This window comes from Mizugakiibacter sp. (assembly GCF_039680435.1).
Lineage (GTDB): Bacteria > Pseudomonadota > Gammaproteobacteria > Xanthomonadales > Rhodanobacteraceae > Mizugakiibacter.
Genome location: NZ_JBDKSX010000112.1, coordinates 1 through 14,068, shown reverse-complemented (window position 1 = coordinate 14,068; position 14,068 = coordinate 1). Strand labels below are relative to the sequence as shown.

The window sequence follows — 14,068 nt, the reverse complement described above, 5'->3', positions numbered from 1 at the left end:
CGCGCGGGCCGCGCGTCGCGAACAAATGCGACCCGGTTAACAAAAACTTATGCGGGTTGCTGCTAGGCGCGAAGTCACCTATCTTTGCGCCGTTGCGGCCGAACTCGCTCGGCCGCGACATGGGGATTGCGGGGCCGTGGTGACGTCCGGCCGCGCAGGGGGTACTTGCCGTTCCAAGTCGCACGGGACCACTGCGCCCGCAGGGTCGGGGCACGGCTTGTGCGTTCTTAAATATTTTGGGGGTTACAACATGGATCGAAAGCTTTTGACAACGGCGATCTGCGCCGCGCTGGCACTGTCGGCGTGGGGTGGTATCGCACGTGCCCAGGGCACCACCGGCACCACCGATGCCGCAACCACTCAGGACCAGGGAACCAAGAAGGAAGCCAAGGAGCTTCAGAAGATCACGGTCACCGGCTCGCTGATCCCGCAGGCGCAGATCGAGACGGCATCGCCCGTCATCACGATCACGTCGAAGGATATGGAAGCACAAGGCTTCCGCAACGTCTATGACGCGCTGCGCACGCAGACGGTCGCTACCGGCTCCGTGCAGGATTCCCAGTCGGCCACGTTCGGCAGCTTCACACCGGGCGCCTCGACGATCAGCCTGTTCGGCCTCGACCCGGCATTCACCCTGATACTGATCAACGGCCATCCGGTGGCCAATTACCCGCTGCCCTACAACGGGTCGCAGGACTTCGTCGACCTGTCCACCATCCCGATGTCGATCGTGGATCACATCGACATCCTCTCGGGCGGCCAGTCGTCCCTGTACGGCTCATCGGCGGTGGCGGGCGTCGTCAACATCGTCCTGAAGCAGAAGGTCGACGGCACCTCCGTGAGCTTCCGCATGGGCGGATACCACAACGGCGGAGGCAGCAACGAGCGGCTGCAGTTCAGCGGTGGCCATAGCTGGGGCAACCTCAACGCCACCTACGCGCTCAGCGTCGAGAATCAGAACCCGATACGCGTCAACCAGAGCTTCCAGAAGTCGCGCCTCGACAACCCGTGGGGCCCGCCCTACGTCGGCGGCCGCGACTTCCTGTTCTTCGATCCGTTCGGCGGCACCTACTTCGACCCCGGCAAGGACACCTGCTCGGGCCTGTCGAGCCTCTTCGGCGGCACGTTGCAGTACTTGAACCGCCCGGGCCGCGGCAATTTCTGCGGCAGCTACAACGACGAAGGTTACGGCACGCTGCTGAACAAGAACCTTTACGCCAGCGGCTATCTCAACCTGACGTACCGCCTCAACGACAACGCCGAGCTGTACGGCGACATCCTGTACGGCTTCTCCAAGCCCAAGTTCAACAGCGGCGCGCCGTACTGGAGCTTCTTCAACCCCAGCCTGAAGCAGTCCGCGAATCCCTACTCGGGCGTCTATTTCGACCCCAATTACGGATTCGTCAGCGTGCAGCGCTTCTTTGCGCCGGAGGAAATCGGTGGCGTGGACGCCAACGCCGGCACCATCTATACCCGCCAGTACAACGCGAATTTCGGCGTGCGCGGCAACTTCGGGGCTTCCGACTGGACCTACGACGCCTACTACAACCGCTCGCAGGTCAACACCGATGCGTCACAGCGCTGGGCGTTGACCAAGCCCTTCAACGACTACTACCTCGGCACGCAGTTGGGCACGGATCCGTACGGCTACGGCTTCCCCGTGTACGACACCAACCTCGCCAACCTGTACAAGCCGCTCACGCCCCAGCAGTACGACAGCATGACCGACTTCATCAAGAGCCGGTCGCTGTCCTGGCAGCAGAACGTCCACCTGACCGTGACCAACACCGACCTGTTCGAAATGCCGGCCGGCTCGGTGGGCTTCGCGGGCATCGTGGAAGCCGGCAATCAGGCCTTCCATAGCCCGGTGGATCCCCGCCTGGTCGCGGGCGACTTCAACAACGTCACCGGCACGCAGGGCGCTGGTTCGCGCAAGCGTTACGCGGTGGGCGGCGAAATCCGCATCCCGGTGTTCGACAAGCTGGCGGCGGACCTGTCCGCTCGTTACGACACGTATCGCTACAGCGGCCGCAACGACTCGAAGCCCACCTACAAACTGGGACTGGAATACCGGCCGGTCGACACGCTGCTGCTGCGCGCCAACTACGCCACCGCGTTCCGCGCCCCGGACATGTACTACGTCTTCCAGGGCGACAGCGGGTTCTACACCGGCGCGACGGACTACTACTACTGCCGCCTGCTCGGCTACGACCAGAACAACCTGTCCAACTGCAGCCAGGCCGGAATCACCGCCTTCGCCTTCAACCGGGGCAACAAGGACCTCAAGGACATCACCGCCAAGACCTTCGGCTACGGCTTCGTCTGGTCGCCCACGAAGAACTTCGACCTGAAGGCGGACTACACGCACGTCGCCATCAGCAACGAGGTGACGACGCAGAGCATCAGCACGTTGCTGCAGAACGAGGCCAACTGCCGCCTCGGCACCTCGTTCGGCGGTCAGCCCTACGACATCAACTCCGCGCTTTGCCAGGACGCGATTTCAAGGGTGACGCGGTTCCCGTCCAATGACCCGTTCCTGCTTGCCCAGGACAAGCTGCAGTACATCACGGTCAACCCGATCAACATCGCCAGCGAGACGCTGTCCGGCATCCAGACCGGCGCCACCTACCGCGCCGAGCTTGGCAGGTACGGCGACCTGGCCCTTTCCGGCCAGTACTACGTGGAGCTGAACCACCATTACCGGCAGAATCCGGCCGACCCGGCCATCGACCTGCTGCACAACTTCAATTCCTATGAATTCAAGACCCGCACCAGCGCCAGCGTGTCCTGGGAGAAAGGGAGTTGGACCAGCACGATCTTCGGCACCCTGTACGGCAAGTCGGTCAATTACGGGGGGACCGGCGCGTTCGGTCGCTGGGCGCAGTTCAACGGCAGCGTGAGATACAACGTTACCGACGACGCCTACATCGAACTGACCGTCAACAACATCGCAAACCGCCGGCCGCCGACGGACTGGTCCTACGCCGGCGGCAACTACTCCGCTCCGCCGTACTACAACGTCTTCTCGTATAACGGCTTCGGGCGCGCGTACTGGCTGGAATACGACATCAAATTCTGATCGTCGCGAGCGTCATCAGCCTCGTCATGCGAAAAGGGCCGGCGCAATGCCGGCCCTTCTTTTTTGCGACGCGCACGCTCCGCGTCTTCGCGCCGCTTGCTCACTCGCCGGAAGCCGCCAGCGCCTCGCTCAACCCGCGCAGTTGTGCCGAATAGCGCCGCCACGCGTCCTCGCCATGCGTGTGCACCGCTTCGCGCACCTGCGCGTAACTCAATGTCGCGACGGCCTCGCTGTCGCTCCGCGGCTCGGCGCATCCGGGCTCCCAATCCAGACCGCAGAACGCCAGCACCTCGCGCACCGTGGCGCCAGGATCGTTCACCAGGCGGCCGTAGGCGACGTCCAGCACCCGCCCCGGCATGACTTCGTGCCAGTGCTCCATGACCTGGCGGTAACCGCGGTAGTGCTGCGCCAGAGCGCCCAGCTCGTAGCTGTAGGCGTACGAATCGCCGAACAACGCCCGATAGTTGGAATAGCAGACGTCCATCGGTGCGCGCACCATGTGCAGGATGCGGGCCTGCGGCAAGGCGCGTCGGATCAATCCGGCCAGCATCCAGTTCGGCGGCAGTTTGTCGATGAAGAACGGCCTGCCGCGCGCGCGCCACTGCGTCTGCGCCAGATACCGCCGGCCAAGCTCCGCATAATCCAGAAAAGGCAGCCGCTCCAGGAGAATTTCGTCGACCTGGTGCCGGGTGCCGTGATCCGCGACCCAGCGCAACTGCCGCGCAAAGTCGCCGAGTTCCCCGGCGGGGCTCACCCGGGAGTGCCGACTCAGCATCCGTTCGAGCAGCGTCGTGCCCGAACGCGGCATGCCGATCACGAAGATCGGCTGCGGGCCGTCGTGGACCGTACCGTCCGCTTTCACGAAATCCGCGCCGCACACGCGGACGAGATCCCGCAGGATCCGCCGCTCGCCCGCCGAATCCTGCGGCAGACGCGCCGCCATCATCGCGTTGCCGCGCGCAAGCGCCTCCCATGCCTCGTCGCAGCGTCCCAGGTCGTCCAGCTCTTTGTAACACGCGAACTCGAGCCCCACGTGGTCGAGACCGCCCTTTTCGACGCATTCGATGCGCCGCGACAGCAGGCACAGGTGATTGCGCTGCGGCGTCTGCCGCCGCATCCGCGCCAGCTCGAGATAGGCCCGCCCCGGCGCCATTCCCGTGCCGACGCATCGATCGAGTTCGGCCTCGGCTTCCTGCAGATACCCGTTGAAGCCCAACTGGGTCGCAAGATGGAAACCGAACTCCGGCCCTTCGACGCCCGCCTCGCGCGCGCGCGCGAGCAGCGCCAACGCCGCCCCGTGTTCGCCGATCGCCTGGCGCTGCCCGGCCAAGCGCACGAGGACGGGGCCCGGGACGGCGCCGGCAAGCGCCGGGTGATCGAGGCAGCGGCGCGCCTGCACGATCTCGCCCACCTGCAGGAGGGCGGCGACGACATCGCAGATCGGCTCGGGATCGGCGGGCAGTCGCCGGGCCGCGTCCAACGCGTGGCTTGTCGCCGCACGCAAGCGGTCTTGCTTGTAGGCAATCCCGCCCAGCGTCAAATGCGCCTGCACATGGTCGGGATTCTTCTGCAGGAAGGCCTCGAGGGCGATGCGCGCGGCCGTGACCTGGCCGTCGCGCAGGTAGCGTTGCGCCCGCGTCCAAAGGCGATCGTCGAGTGGCTTGTGCGCCTCGTGCATGCCCCGAGCCCAAACCTCGCCGGCAGCGACCCTCGCCGTATCCGCTTCGAGGCACGTCGAATGGCGTTGCCGACAAAAAAGCCGACGGCGCCCCCGCGCCGCCGGCCGTACTCTCCCTCCCCGAAGGAACCCCGGACGCGTTTCGTCCCAGGCCCGGCCTTGCCGTGGGCGGCGGACCCCAGCGTCCGCGCCGCGATTTCAGGCATGACCGTCGCCGAACGTAATAAAACCTTAACGCCGCGTCAATCCCGGGTGGATATGTGCGCGCCGGTCACAGCCGCGCGATGTCCGCGACGGCGTTGAACAGCGCGCGGATGTGCGCCAGCAGGGCGAGGCGGTTGGCGCGCAGCGCGAGGTCCTCGGCGACTACCATCACGTCATCGAAGAAGCGGTCGATCGGCGCCTGCAGCGCGGCCAGGCGCGCCAGCGCGGCGGCGTAGTCGCGGCGCTCGTGCACGATCGCCCGGGTGTCGCCGCGCGCGGCCTCGAGCGCCGACCACAGCGCCTGCTCGGCGGGTTCGCGCAGCAGCTCCGCCGCGACCGCGGGCGGCGCGGCGCCCGGCGTGTCCTGCAGCTCCTTGCGCAGAATGTTGGCCACGCGCTTGTTGGCGGCGGCCAGGCTCGCCGCTTCGGGCAGCCGGCCGAACTCGGCGACGGCGCGCAGGCGGCGATCGAAGTCGAGCAGGCTCGGCAGCGCGAACGGCGCGTCGTCGCGCGCGGCGACCGCCTCGAACTGCTCGGCGCTGAAACCCTGTTCGAGGTAGTAGCCGCGCAGGCGATCGCGCACGAAGGCGTAGATGTCCGCGGCCAGCGCCTGCCGGCGCGCGCCGACGTCCAGCGCCGGCGCCTTGCCGTCCTTGCCGGGTTTCAGGCCGGCGGCGAACGCGGCCTCCGGGATCAGGTCCAGCGCCTCGGCGAGCTGCGCGCGCAGGTCGAGCTCGAGGCCGCCCTCGATCAGCGTACGCGCCAGACCGAGCGCGGCGCGGCGCAGCGCGAACGGGTCCTTGTTGCCGGACGGCTTCAGGCCGACCGCGAAAATGCCGGCCAGCGTGTCGAGGCGCTCGGCTACCGCCAGCGCGCGACCGACCGCGCCGGAGGCAATGCCGTCGCCGGACTGGCGCGGCATGTAGAACTCGTCCAGCGCCTGCGCCACCTCGCCCGGCTCGCCGTGTGCGGTGGCGTAGTAGCGGCCCATCACGCCCTGCAGCTCGGGGAACTCGCCGACCATGCGCGTCAGCAGGTCGCACTTCGACAGCTCGGCGGCGCGCACCGCCTGCGCCGTGTCGAGCGCGACGCCGCGCTCGCGCAGGCGGTTGGCGATGCCGCGCGCCAGCTCGGCCACGCGCATGCACTTGTCCCACACGCTGCCCAGCGCCTGCTGGTAGGTGACCGCCTGCAGCGCTTGCCGGTACCCGTCCAGCGGCGCCTTCAGGTCCTCGTCGAAGAAGAACTTCGCGTCGGCGAAGCGCGGGCGGATCACGCGCTCGTAGCCGCGGCGAATCTGCACCGGCTCCTTGCTGTCGATATTGGCGACGCCGATGAAGCGCTCGCTCAGCTTGCCGGCGGCGTCGAACAGCGGGACGAACTTCTGGTTCGTCTCCATCGTCATTACCAGCGCTTCCTGCGGCACGGCGAGGAACTCGCGCTCGAACGCGCAGCCGACCGCCACCGGCCATTCGGTGAGGTTGGCGATCTCCTCGACCAGCGCGTCCGACAGGCGCGGCGTGCCGTCCAGTTCGGCGGCGACGCGCGCGACCTCGGCACGCACGCGCTCGCGGCGCTCGAGCGGATCGGCCAGCACCTTCACGTCGCGCAGCGCCTGCAGCCAGGCGTCCGCATCGGTGATCCACAGCGGCCTGGGCGCGTGGAAACGGTGGCCGCGGCTCATGCGATCGGCCTTGAGGCCGAGCACCTCGCCTTCGACCACCCGGTCGCCGTGCAGCATCACCAGCCAGTGCGCCGGACGCACGAAGGCGAAGTCGTGCGCGCCCCAGCGCATCGGCTTGGGAATTGGCAGCGCCTTCAGCGCCTCGGCGACGATTTCCGGCAGCAGCGCCGCGGTCGGCTGGCCCGGCTTGACGCTGCGGTAGGCGAAGCGCTCGCCCTTGTCGGTCGCGATGCGCTCCAGCCGGTTCGCGTCGACGCCGTTCTTGGCCGCGAAGCCCTGCAGCGCCGGCGTGGGCTGGCCGTTCGCATCGAGCCCGACGTTCACCGTCGGGCCCAGCACCTCCACCTGCTGCGTGGGTTGCGCCGTCGCCACCCACGGCAGGTATGCCGCCAGGCGCCGCGGCGTGGAGTACGCGCGCGGCTCGCGGTCGCCGGCGCGCTGGCCGATGTCCACGCGGCGGCTTTCGAGGCCGCGCAGGATGCCGTCGGCAAACGCCCGCGCCAGCTCGTCGACGGCGTGGATCGGCAGTTCCTCGGTGCCGATCTCGATCAGCAGCGGCTTGCCGTCGGTGTCCTCGCGCTCAGCCATGGACCGCCTCCTTGCGCTGCAGGCCGGGGAAGCCGAGCTTCGCGCGTTGCGCGTGGTACGCCTCGGCCACGCTGCGCGCCAGCGTGCGCACGCGCAGGATGTAGCGCTGGCGTTCGGTGACGCTGATCGCGCGGCGCGCATCCAGCAGGTTGAACGCGTGGCTGGCCTTGCACACCTGCTCGTAGGCGGGCAACGGCAGGCCGGCCTCGACCAGCTTCAGCGCCTCGCCTTCGCAGACGTCGAACCAGCGCAGCAGCGCTTCCACGTTGGCGTGCTCGAAGTTGTAGGTGCTCTGCTCGACCTCGTTCTGGTGGAACACGTCGCCGTAGGTGACCACGCCGTGCGGCGCGTGCGTCCACACCAGGTCGAACACGTTGTCGACGTTCTGCAGGTACATGCACAGGCGCTCGAGGCCGTAGGTGATCTCGCCCGTCACCGGCCGGCACTCCAGGCCGCCGGCCTGCTGGAAGTAGGTGAACTGCGTCACCTCCATGCCGTTCAGCCACACCTCCCAGCCGAGGCCCCAGGCGCCCAGCGTGGGCGACTCCCAGTTGTCCTCGACGAAGCGCAGGTCGTGCACCAGCGGGTCGATGCCGAGCGCTTTCAGCGAGCCGAGGTAACGCTCCTGGACGTCGTCGGGGTTGGGCTTCATCACTACCTGATACTGGTAGTACTGCTGCAGACGGTTGGGGTTCTCGCCGTAGCGGCCGTCGGTCGGGCGCCGGCACGGCTGCACGTAGGCCGCGGCCCACGGTTCCGGGCCCAGCGCGCGCAGGAAGGTGGCCGGGTGGAAGGTGCCGGCGCCGACCTCGGTGTCGAACGGCTGGATCAGCACGCAGCCCTGCTCCGCCCAGTAGCGGTTCAGGGTCTGGATCAGCTCCTGGAAGGTCGGCGCGGACATGGTTCGCAGTGGGCTCGAGGCGAAGCGCGCTAGTATACCGGCAGCCCGCAGGGGGAACGCCGCGCCATGGCCGTACATCCGCATCCCGCCGCCAGCCATCCGCTCGGCCGCCGCGGCCGGCTCGAACTGGACGAGGTGCTGGCTGCGCTGATCGTCGACGGCCACCTCGATGCCGACGACGCCAAGCGCGTGCGCGTCGGCGCGCGCGCCGGCCGTTCGGCGGTCGAGCTGCACCCGCTGGTGGTGCTGGCCAACGCCAAGCTGCCCAACGCGCGCGATCCCGGCAAGCCGCTCAGCCTCGAAGTGCTGACGCAGTGGCTGGCCGACAGGGCCGAGCTGCCCTACCTCAAGATCGACCCGATGAAGATCGACGTGGCCGCCGTCACCCAGGCGGTCAGCCACGCCTACGCGCAGCGCCATCGCATCCTGCCGGTGCAGGCCGGCGGCGGCGAGGTGGTGTTCGCCACCGCCGAGCCGTTCGAGCGGCGCTGGCTGGCGGACCTGAGCCAGATGCTGCGGCGGGAGATCAAGCTGGTCGTCGCCAACCCGCTCGACGTCAACCGCTACCTGCTGGAGTTCTACGGCGTGCAGCGGTCGATCCAGCTTGCCAAGGACGCCAAGGGCGACGATGCCGCCGCGGCGATCCTCAACTTCGAGCAACTGATCGAGCTCGGCAAGACCGGCGAGCTCGGCGCCGACGACCGCCACGTCGTGCACATCGTCGACTGGCTGCTGCAGTACGCGTTCGAACAGCGCGCGTCCGACATCCACCTGGAACCGCGCCGCGAGGCCGGGCAGATGCGCTTCCGCATCGACGGCGTGATGCACAAGGTGTTCGAGCTGCCGCCGCCGGTGATGACCGCGGTGACCGCGCGCATCAAGATCCTCGGTCGCATGGACGTGGCCGAGAAGCGCCGCCCGCAGGACGGCCGCATCAAGACGCGTTCGGCCGGCGGCCGCGAGGTGGAATTGCGCCTCAGCACCATGCCCACCGCCTTCGGCGAGAAGGTGGTCATGCGCATCTTCGACCCGGACATCGTGGTCAAGCAGTTCGCCCAGCTCGGCTTCGCGCCGAACGAGGAAGCGCTGTGGCGGGCGATGGTCGAGCGGCCGCACGGCATCGTGCTGGTCACCGGCCCGACCGGCTCGGGCAAGACCACCACGCTGTATTCCACGCTGAAGCACTTGGCGCGGCCGGAGCTGAACGTGTGCACGGTCGAAGACCCGATCGAGATGGTCAGCCCCGAGTTCAACCAGATGCAGGTGCAGGCGTCGATCGACCTCGACTTCGCCACCGGCGTGCGCACCCTGCTGCGCCAGGATCCCGACATCATCATGGTCGGCGAGATCCGCGACCTCGAAACCGCGCAGATGGCGATGCAGGCCTCGCTGACCGGCCACCTGGTGCTGTCGACGCTGCACACCAACGACGCGCCCAGTGCGGTGACGCGCCTGCTCGACCTCGGCGTGCCGCACTACCTGATCCAGTCGACCCTGACCGGCGTGGTCGCGCAGCGCCTGGTGCGTACGCTCTGCCCGCACTGCAAGACCGAGGCGGATACCGACCTCGACGGCTGGCGCGTGCTGACCCACGGCTTCGACGTGCCGCCGCCGGCGCGCATGTTCGCGCCGGTCGGCTGCCTGGAGTGCCGCAACACCGGCTTCCTCGGCCGCACCGGTGTGTACGAGATGATGCCGCTGTCGCCGCGCCTGCGCGGCATGCTCGGCGCGCAGCTCGACCTCGGCGCATTCAGTACCGCCGCGCTGGCCGAGGGCATGCGTCCGCTGAAGGTGTCGGCGGCCGCGCAGGTCGCGCGCGGCGTCACCACCGTGGGCGAAGTGCTGGGCGTGTTGCCGCCAAGCGAGTGATGCGCGTTGGCGCCGGTTCACGCAAACGCCGCGAGGCGCCGTACCATGCGCGGACGATGAAACCACTCCTGATCGTACAGACCGGCTCGGCGCCCGATTCCATCCGCGCTCGCCTCGGCGACTTCCCGCACTGGTTCCGCCTTGCGCTCGGCGTGCACCCGCAGCGCCTGCGCGTGGTGCGCGTGGACCGCGACGAGGCGCTGCCGCCGCCGCGCATGTGCGCGGGCGCGGTGATCACCGGCTCCGCGGCGATGGTCACGGAGCGGGCGCCGTGGAGCGAGCGCACCGCCGGCTGGATCCGCGACGCGATGGATGCGGCGCTGCCGCTGGTCGGCGTCTGCTACGGCCACCAGTTGATGGCGCACGCGCTGGGCGGTCGTGTCGACTGGCTGCCCGGCGGGCGCGAGATCGGCACGCAGCGCGTCGAGCTGCTGGCCGCGGCGAAGACGGACCCGCTGTCGCGCGCGCTGCCGCCCGCGTTCCGCGCCCACACCACGCACGAGCAGAGCGTGCTGGAACCGCCGGCCGGCGCGCGCGTGCTGGCGCGCTCCGAACGCGATCCGCACCAGATCCTGCGCTACGGCGAACGTGCGTTCAGCACGCAATTCCACCCCGAATTCAGCACGGCGGCGATGGCCGCCTATATCCGCAGGCGGGCCGCCAAGCTGCGCGAGGAAGGGCTCGACGTGCCGCGCCTGCTGCACGAGGTAGGGCCGACGCCGCACGCGCGGCGGTTGCTGGACGCCGGCGGCCCTGCGTGGGCGGGTGCCGGCGGCTGATCCCCCCTCAGTCGTGCTTGCGCGGCGGACGCGGGGCGACCTTGACGCCGCCGCGCGCGCCCTGCAGCGGATCGGCCAGCTTGAGCCCGCTCAGGTAATGGGTGATCGCCTCGTTGGTGACGTCGTACAGCGGCCGCCCCATCATCGCGGCAGCGGCCTTGAGGCTGTCGCGTACGCGGCGCGCCACGCGCAGGCTTGCGTCGCGTGCGTCATCCGCGTCGGTGATTTTTTTCATTGTGCAGCCCCTGTTTTTTGCACCAAGTGCGCGCTTGTGCACAGCGCCAAGACTAAGCATCCGAGCTGAACAAGGGGGGCGACGCTTGTTCAGCGTATGTTCATGTACATGAACGCACCCGGGCGCCGCCTTGCGCCTTACTTGGCATGCGGCGGCAGGGGGAAAGGCGTGACCTTCTCGCCACTGACGGCGTCGCGGATGGATAGCGGCCCGCGGCGCTCGACCTCCTCGATGCGCACGATCGCCTGCATCGGCAGATGCAGCGTGCGCGTGTCCTTGAATTCCTCGCGCAGGCGCTCCTCGGTGGGATCCACCACCCGCGTCGTGCCTTCCTCGAACACCAGCCCGCCGACCTCGGTGAATCCCCACAGCGCGCTGCTGGCGACATGCCGGGCGTACAGCTCGTAGCTCTTGCCCTGGGAGAGGAAAGTGACCTTGTAGAGCTTCTTGCCTTGCATACGCACATTCTCGCGTGTCGCGCCGCGCGGCGGAAGCGCTCAGCGACGCGCCCGTCGCGCGATCGCCTCGCGCGATACCCAGGCGAACGCGATGCCGAACAGGAAGCCGGCGATGTGCGCCCACCACACCACCGCACCGAAGCTCGGGCCGATGTAGGTGAACAGCAATTGCACCAGCACCCACAAGCCGATCAGCAGCGCCGCCGGCACGCGCACGAACTCGAAGTAGAAGCCCAGCGGCAGCACCAGGCCAAGGCGCGCACGCGGAAACAGCGCGAGGTAGGCGCCGACCACTGCCGACACCGCGCCGCTGCAGCCGATGATCGGCGAGCGCGTGCTGACCAGGGTCAACGCGCCGACCAGGTTCGCCCAGACCCCGCCGAGCAGGAACAGCAGCAGGAAGCGGCGTGAGCCCAGGGCGCGCTCGGCGGAGAGGCCGAAGATCATCAGGAACAGCAGATTGCCGGCCAGGTGCAGCCAGTCGACGTGGATGAACAGGGCCGTCAGCAGGCGCAGCGCGGGCAGTTCGGTCAACTGCCGCCACAGCGGCGCGTCCGCATCGAACAGCCGTGCCGGCACCGTGCCCCAGCGCACGACGAAGCCGACGCGCGCCTCCGGCGGCGCCAGCGCCAGCCACAGGAATCCGACCACGCAGGCGGCGACCAGCAGCGGCGTCGCCCAGCGCAGGCGTGGACGGTGGCGCGAATCGACGTGTACGAACATGCGTCTCTGCCCCGCCTCAGCGCGTGTCGCGCGCGTGCGCGCTCACGGCACGTCGCGCGCGAGATGCGGGCCGTCCTCGCCCAGCGCGGCCAGCGCGAACAGGGTTTCCGGACCCACCACGCCGTCGGCGCGAATGCCGTACGCCGTCTGCAGCTTGCGCACGCGCGCCTCCAGCGCGGCGTCGAAATAGGCCGGCCCGCGCGGCGGCGACGCATCGGGCTCGAGCCGGGTCAGCTGCGCCTGCACCCATGCGACGCCGGCGCCGGCGTCGCCGCGGCGCATCACCTGGGGCACCTCCGGCGGCACCCGGAACGGGGCCTGGAAGCGTCCGTGCCAGATGCGGTCGAACGCCGCGCGCGGCAGCTGCAGCTCGCGGCTGCCGAGGCGCAGGCGCACGTCGCGACGGCCCACGCCGAGCAGCGCCGCGTAGCGTATGCCGTCGCCGGGATCCAGCTCGAGCGCCAGCGGCCGGTCGAAGCGCTGCAACTGATCGAGGCTGGCGCTGCCGCCGACGCAGTCGAAACCGGGGAAGATCACCGCCGCACATCGCGCCGCGTCCTCGATGCCGACGTCGCCGGATCCCACCTGCCAGCGCGCCAGCAGCTCGCTCCACGCCAGCAGCCGGCTGCTGCGCGCGTCGGGCCACTGGCCGCGCAGCGCGGCGAGGGCGCGATCGGCATCCGTTTCCGTCACCGCCGGTCGCGCGACCACCGGCGCCGGGGCGACCTCGGCGCGGTGCGTGCCGAGCGCCCACAGCGCGAGCAGCGGCAACAGCGCGAGCGCCGTCCAGGCGCCGTAGCGCCGCAGGACGTAGCGCAGGTGGCCGGGCAGCGATTCCTGCGCCGCGCGGCCGACCAGGCGTTCGCCGATCGTCGCGGCCCGGCTCGCCGCGCCCGCCGCGAGCGCGCGATCGGCGATCAGGTTGATCGAACGCGGCACGCCGCGGCCGTGGTGGTGCAGCGCCCGCAGGCCGAGGCGGGAGAACGGCACGCGGGTCGCGCCCGCCACGCTCATGCGATGGCGCACGTAGGCCTCGGTTTCCTGCGCGTCCAGCGGCAGCAGCTGGTAGCGCGCGGTCACGCGCTGCGCGAGCTGGCCGGCTTCGGGCTGCGCCAGCAGCCGGCGCAGGCTCGGTTGGCCCACCAGGATCACCTGCAGCAGTCGATGGGTCGGCGTCTCCAGGTTGGTCAGCAGGCGGATCTGCTCCAGCGTCGGGAACGGCAGATCCTGCGCCTCGTCGATCAGAAGCACGACGCGCTGCCCCTGCGCGTAGGCGTCCAGCAGGTGCGCGCTGAGCGCATCCAGCATCGCTTTCGGGCCGTCGCGCCCGGCCGCGTCGACGCCGAGCCTTTCGCAGATGGCTTCGACCAGCTCTTCCGGCGACAGCCGCGGGTGCAGGATGCAGGCGACGCGGACGTGCCCCGGCAGTTGCGTCAACAGCAGGCGCCACAGCAGCGTCTTGCCGGTGCCGGCCTCACCGGTCAGCTCGACCAGGTTGCCGCTGCCGTGTCCGCCGAGGCCGTGCTGCAGGTGCGCCAGCAGATCGCGCAGGCGTGGCGTCAGGTACGCGAAGCGCGGGTCGGGCGTCGGCGCGAACGGCTGCTCGCGCAGGCTGTAGTACTCGAGGTACATGCGGTTACTTTACCCGATGCGCGCCGGCGGGCTCGGCCCGCGGAGCCGCGGGGAAATCCCGGGCGCACAAAGAAAAACCCCGCCGCATGAGCGGCGGGGTTTCGGTTTTGGTCCCTGGCGGTGACCTACTCTTGCATGGCTTGAGCCACACTACCATTGGCGCATGCGCGTTTCACTTCCGAGTTCGGGATGGGATCGGGTGGTACCACGCCGCTATGGCCGCCAGGGAACTGGAGCG

At 69.2% G+C, this 14,068-nt stretch carries 10 protein-coding genes and 1 rRNA gene; 3 read left to right on the top strand and 8 right to left on the bottom strand.

Annotated elements, in window-relative coordinates:
• The first annotated feature begins 250 nt into the window (after positions 1-250).
• The gene (locus ABFC67_RS12175; RefSeq protein WP_346738299.1) at positions 251-3,079 is read left to right on the top strand and encodes a TonB-dependent receptor; all 2,829 of its coding nucleotides are present in this window, start codon (positions 251-253) and stop codon (positions 3,077-3,079) included.
• Positions 3,080-3,179: 100 nt separating this feature from the next.
• Here the strand turns inward: ABFC67_RS12175 and ABFC67_RS12170 are convergent, their stop codons facing one another.
• The 3 genes from ABFC67_RS12170 to glyQ form a co-directional block, all read right to left on the bottom strand.
• Positions 3,180-4,757, bottom strand: a complete 1,578-nt coding sequence (locus ABFC67_RS12170; protein WP_346738298.1) for a sulfotransferase — start codon at positions 4,755-4,757, stop codon at positions 3,180-3,182.
• A gap of 271 nt (positions 4,758-5,028) precedes the next feature.
• The gene (gene glyS / locus ABFC67_RS12165; RefSeq protein ID WP_346738297.1) at positions 5,029-7,233 is read right to left on the bottom strand and encodes a glycine--tRNA ligase subunit beta; all 2,205 of its coding nucleotides are present in this window, start codon (positions 7,231-7,233) and stop codon (positions 5,029-5,031) included.
• Positions 7,226-8,134, bottom strand: a complete 909-nt coding sequence (gene glyQ, locus ABFC67_RS12160; protein ID WP_346738296.1) for a glycine--tRNA ligase subunit alpha — start codon at positions 8,132-8,134, stop codon at positions 7,226-7,228. The genes glyS and glyQ overlap by 8 nt, the downstream gene beginning before the upstream one ends.
• A gap of 66 nt (positions 8,135-8,200) precedes the next feature.
• Between glyQ and ABFC67_RS12155 the strand changes: the two genes are divergently transcribed.
• Positions 8,201-10,003, top strand: a complete 1,803-nt coding sequence (locus ABFC67_RS12155) for an ATPase, T2SS/T4P/T4SS family (protein ID WP_346738295.1) — start codon at positions 8,201-8,203, stop codon at positions 10,001-10,003.
• A 56-nt stretch (positions 10,004-10,059) separates the two neighbouring features.
• On the top strand, positions 10,060-10,782 hold the full coding sequence (locus tag ABFC67_RS12150; protein WP_346738294.1) for a glutamine amidotransferase: 723 nt from the start codon (positions 10,060-10,062) through the stop codon (positions 10,780-10,782).
• A 7-nt stretch (positions 10,783-10,789) separates the two neighbouring features.
• On the opposite strand, the gene ABFC67_RS12145 is transcribed toward ABFC67_RS12150, so the two are convergent.
• The 5 genes from ABFC67_RS12145 to rrf all read right to left on the bottom strand — a co-directional run bounded on the left by ABFC67_RS12145 (position 10,790) and on the right by rrf (position 14,057).
• The gene (locus ABFC67_RS12145) at positions 10,790-11,017 is read right to left on the bottom strand and encodes a hypothetical protein (protein WP_346738293.1); all 228 of its coding nucleotides are present in this window, start codon (positions 11,015-11,017) and stop codon (positions 10,790-10,792) included.
• Between the two features lie 137 nt (positions 11,018-11,154).
• Entirely contained in the window at positions 11,155-11,475 is a 321-nt protein-coding gene (locus ABFC67_RS12140; protein ID WP_346738292.1) for a DUF1820 family protein, read from the bottom strand.
• Positions 11,476-11,514: 39 nt separating this feature from the next.
• Entirely contained in the window at positions 11,515-12,198 is a 684-nt protein-coding gene (locus tag ABFC67_RS12135; protein ID WP_346738291.1) for a rhomboid family intramembrane serine protease, read from the bottom strand.
• A 42-nt stretch (positions 12,199-12,240) separates the two neighbouring features.
• The gene (locus tag ABFC67_RS12130) at positions 12,241-13,830 is read right to left on the bottom strand and encodes an AAA family ATPase (RefSeq protein ID WP_346738290.1); all 1,590 of its coding nucleotides are present in this window, start codon (positions 13,828-13,830) and stop codon (positions 12,241-12,243) included.
• Between the two features lie 112 nt (positions 13,831-13,942).
• Positions 13,943-14,057: ribosomal RNA gene (rrf, locus tag ABFC67_RS12125) — 5S ribosomal RNA — on the bottom strand.
• Between the last annotated feature and the right edge of the window lie 11 nt (positions 14,058-14,068).

Coding starts and splice junctions, on each gene's coding strand:
- ABFC67_RS12175 (WP_346738299.1), top strand. CDS start 251: ATGGATCGAAAGCTTTTGACAACGGCGATCTGCGCCGCGCTGGCACTG.
- ABFC67_RS12170 (WP_346738298.1), bottom strand. CDS start 4,757: ATGCACGAGGCGCACAAGCCACTCGACGATCGCCTTTGGACGCGGGCG.
- glyS (WP_346738297.1), bottom strand. CDS start 7,233: ATGGCTGAGCGCGAGGACACCGACGGCAAGCCGCTGCTGATCGAGATC.
- glyQ (WP_346738296.1), bottom strand. CDS start 8,134: ATGTCCGCGCCGACCTTCCAGGAGCTGATCCAGACCCTGAACCGCTAC.
- ABFC67_RS12155 (WP_346738295.1), top strand. CDS start 8,201: ATGGCCGTACATCCGCATCCCGCCGCCAGCCATCCGCTCGGCCGCCGC.
- ABFC67_RS12150 (WP_346738294.1), top strand. CDS start 10,060: ATGAAACCACTCCTGATCGTACAGACCGGCTCGGCGCCCGATTCCATC.
- ABFC67_RS12145 (WP_346738293.1), bottom strand. CDS start 11,017: ATGAAAAAAATCACCGACGCGGATGACGCACGCGACGCAAGCCTGCGC.
- ABFC67_RS12140 (WP_346738292.1), bottom strand. CDS start 11,475: ATGCAAGGCAAGAAGCTCTACAAGGTCACTTTCCTCTCCCAGGGCAAG.
- ABFC67_RS12135 (WP_346738291.1), bottom strand. CDS start 12,198: ATGTTCGTACACGTCGATTCGCGCCACCGTCCACGCCTGCGCTGGGCG.
- ABFC67_RS12130 (WP_346738290.1), bottom strand. CDS start 13,830: ATGTACCTCGAGTACTACAGCCTGCGCGAGCAGCCGTTCGCGCCGACG.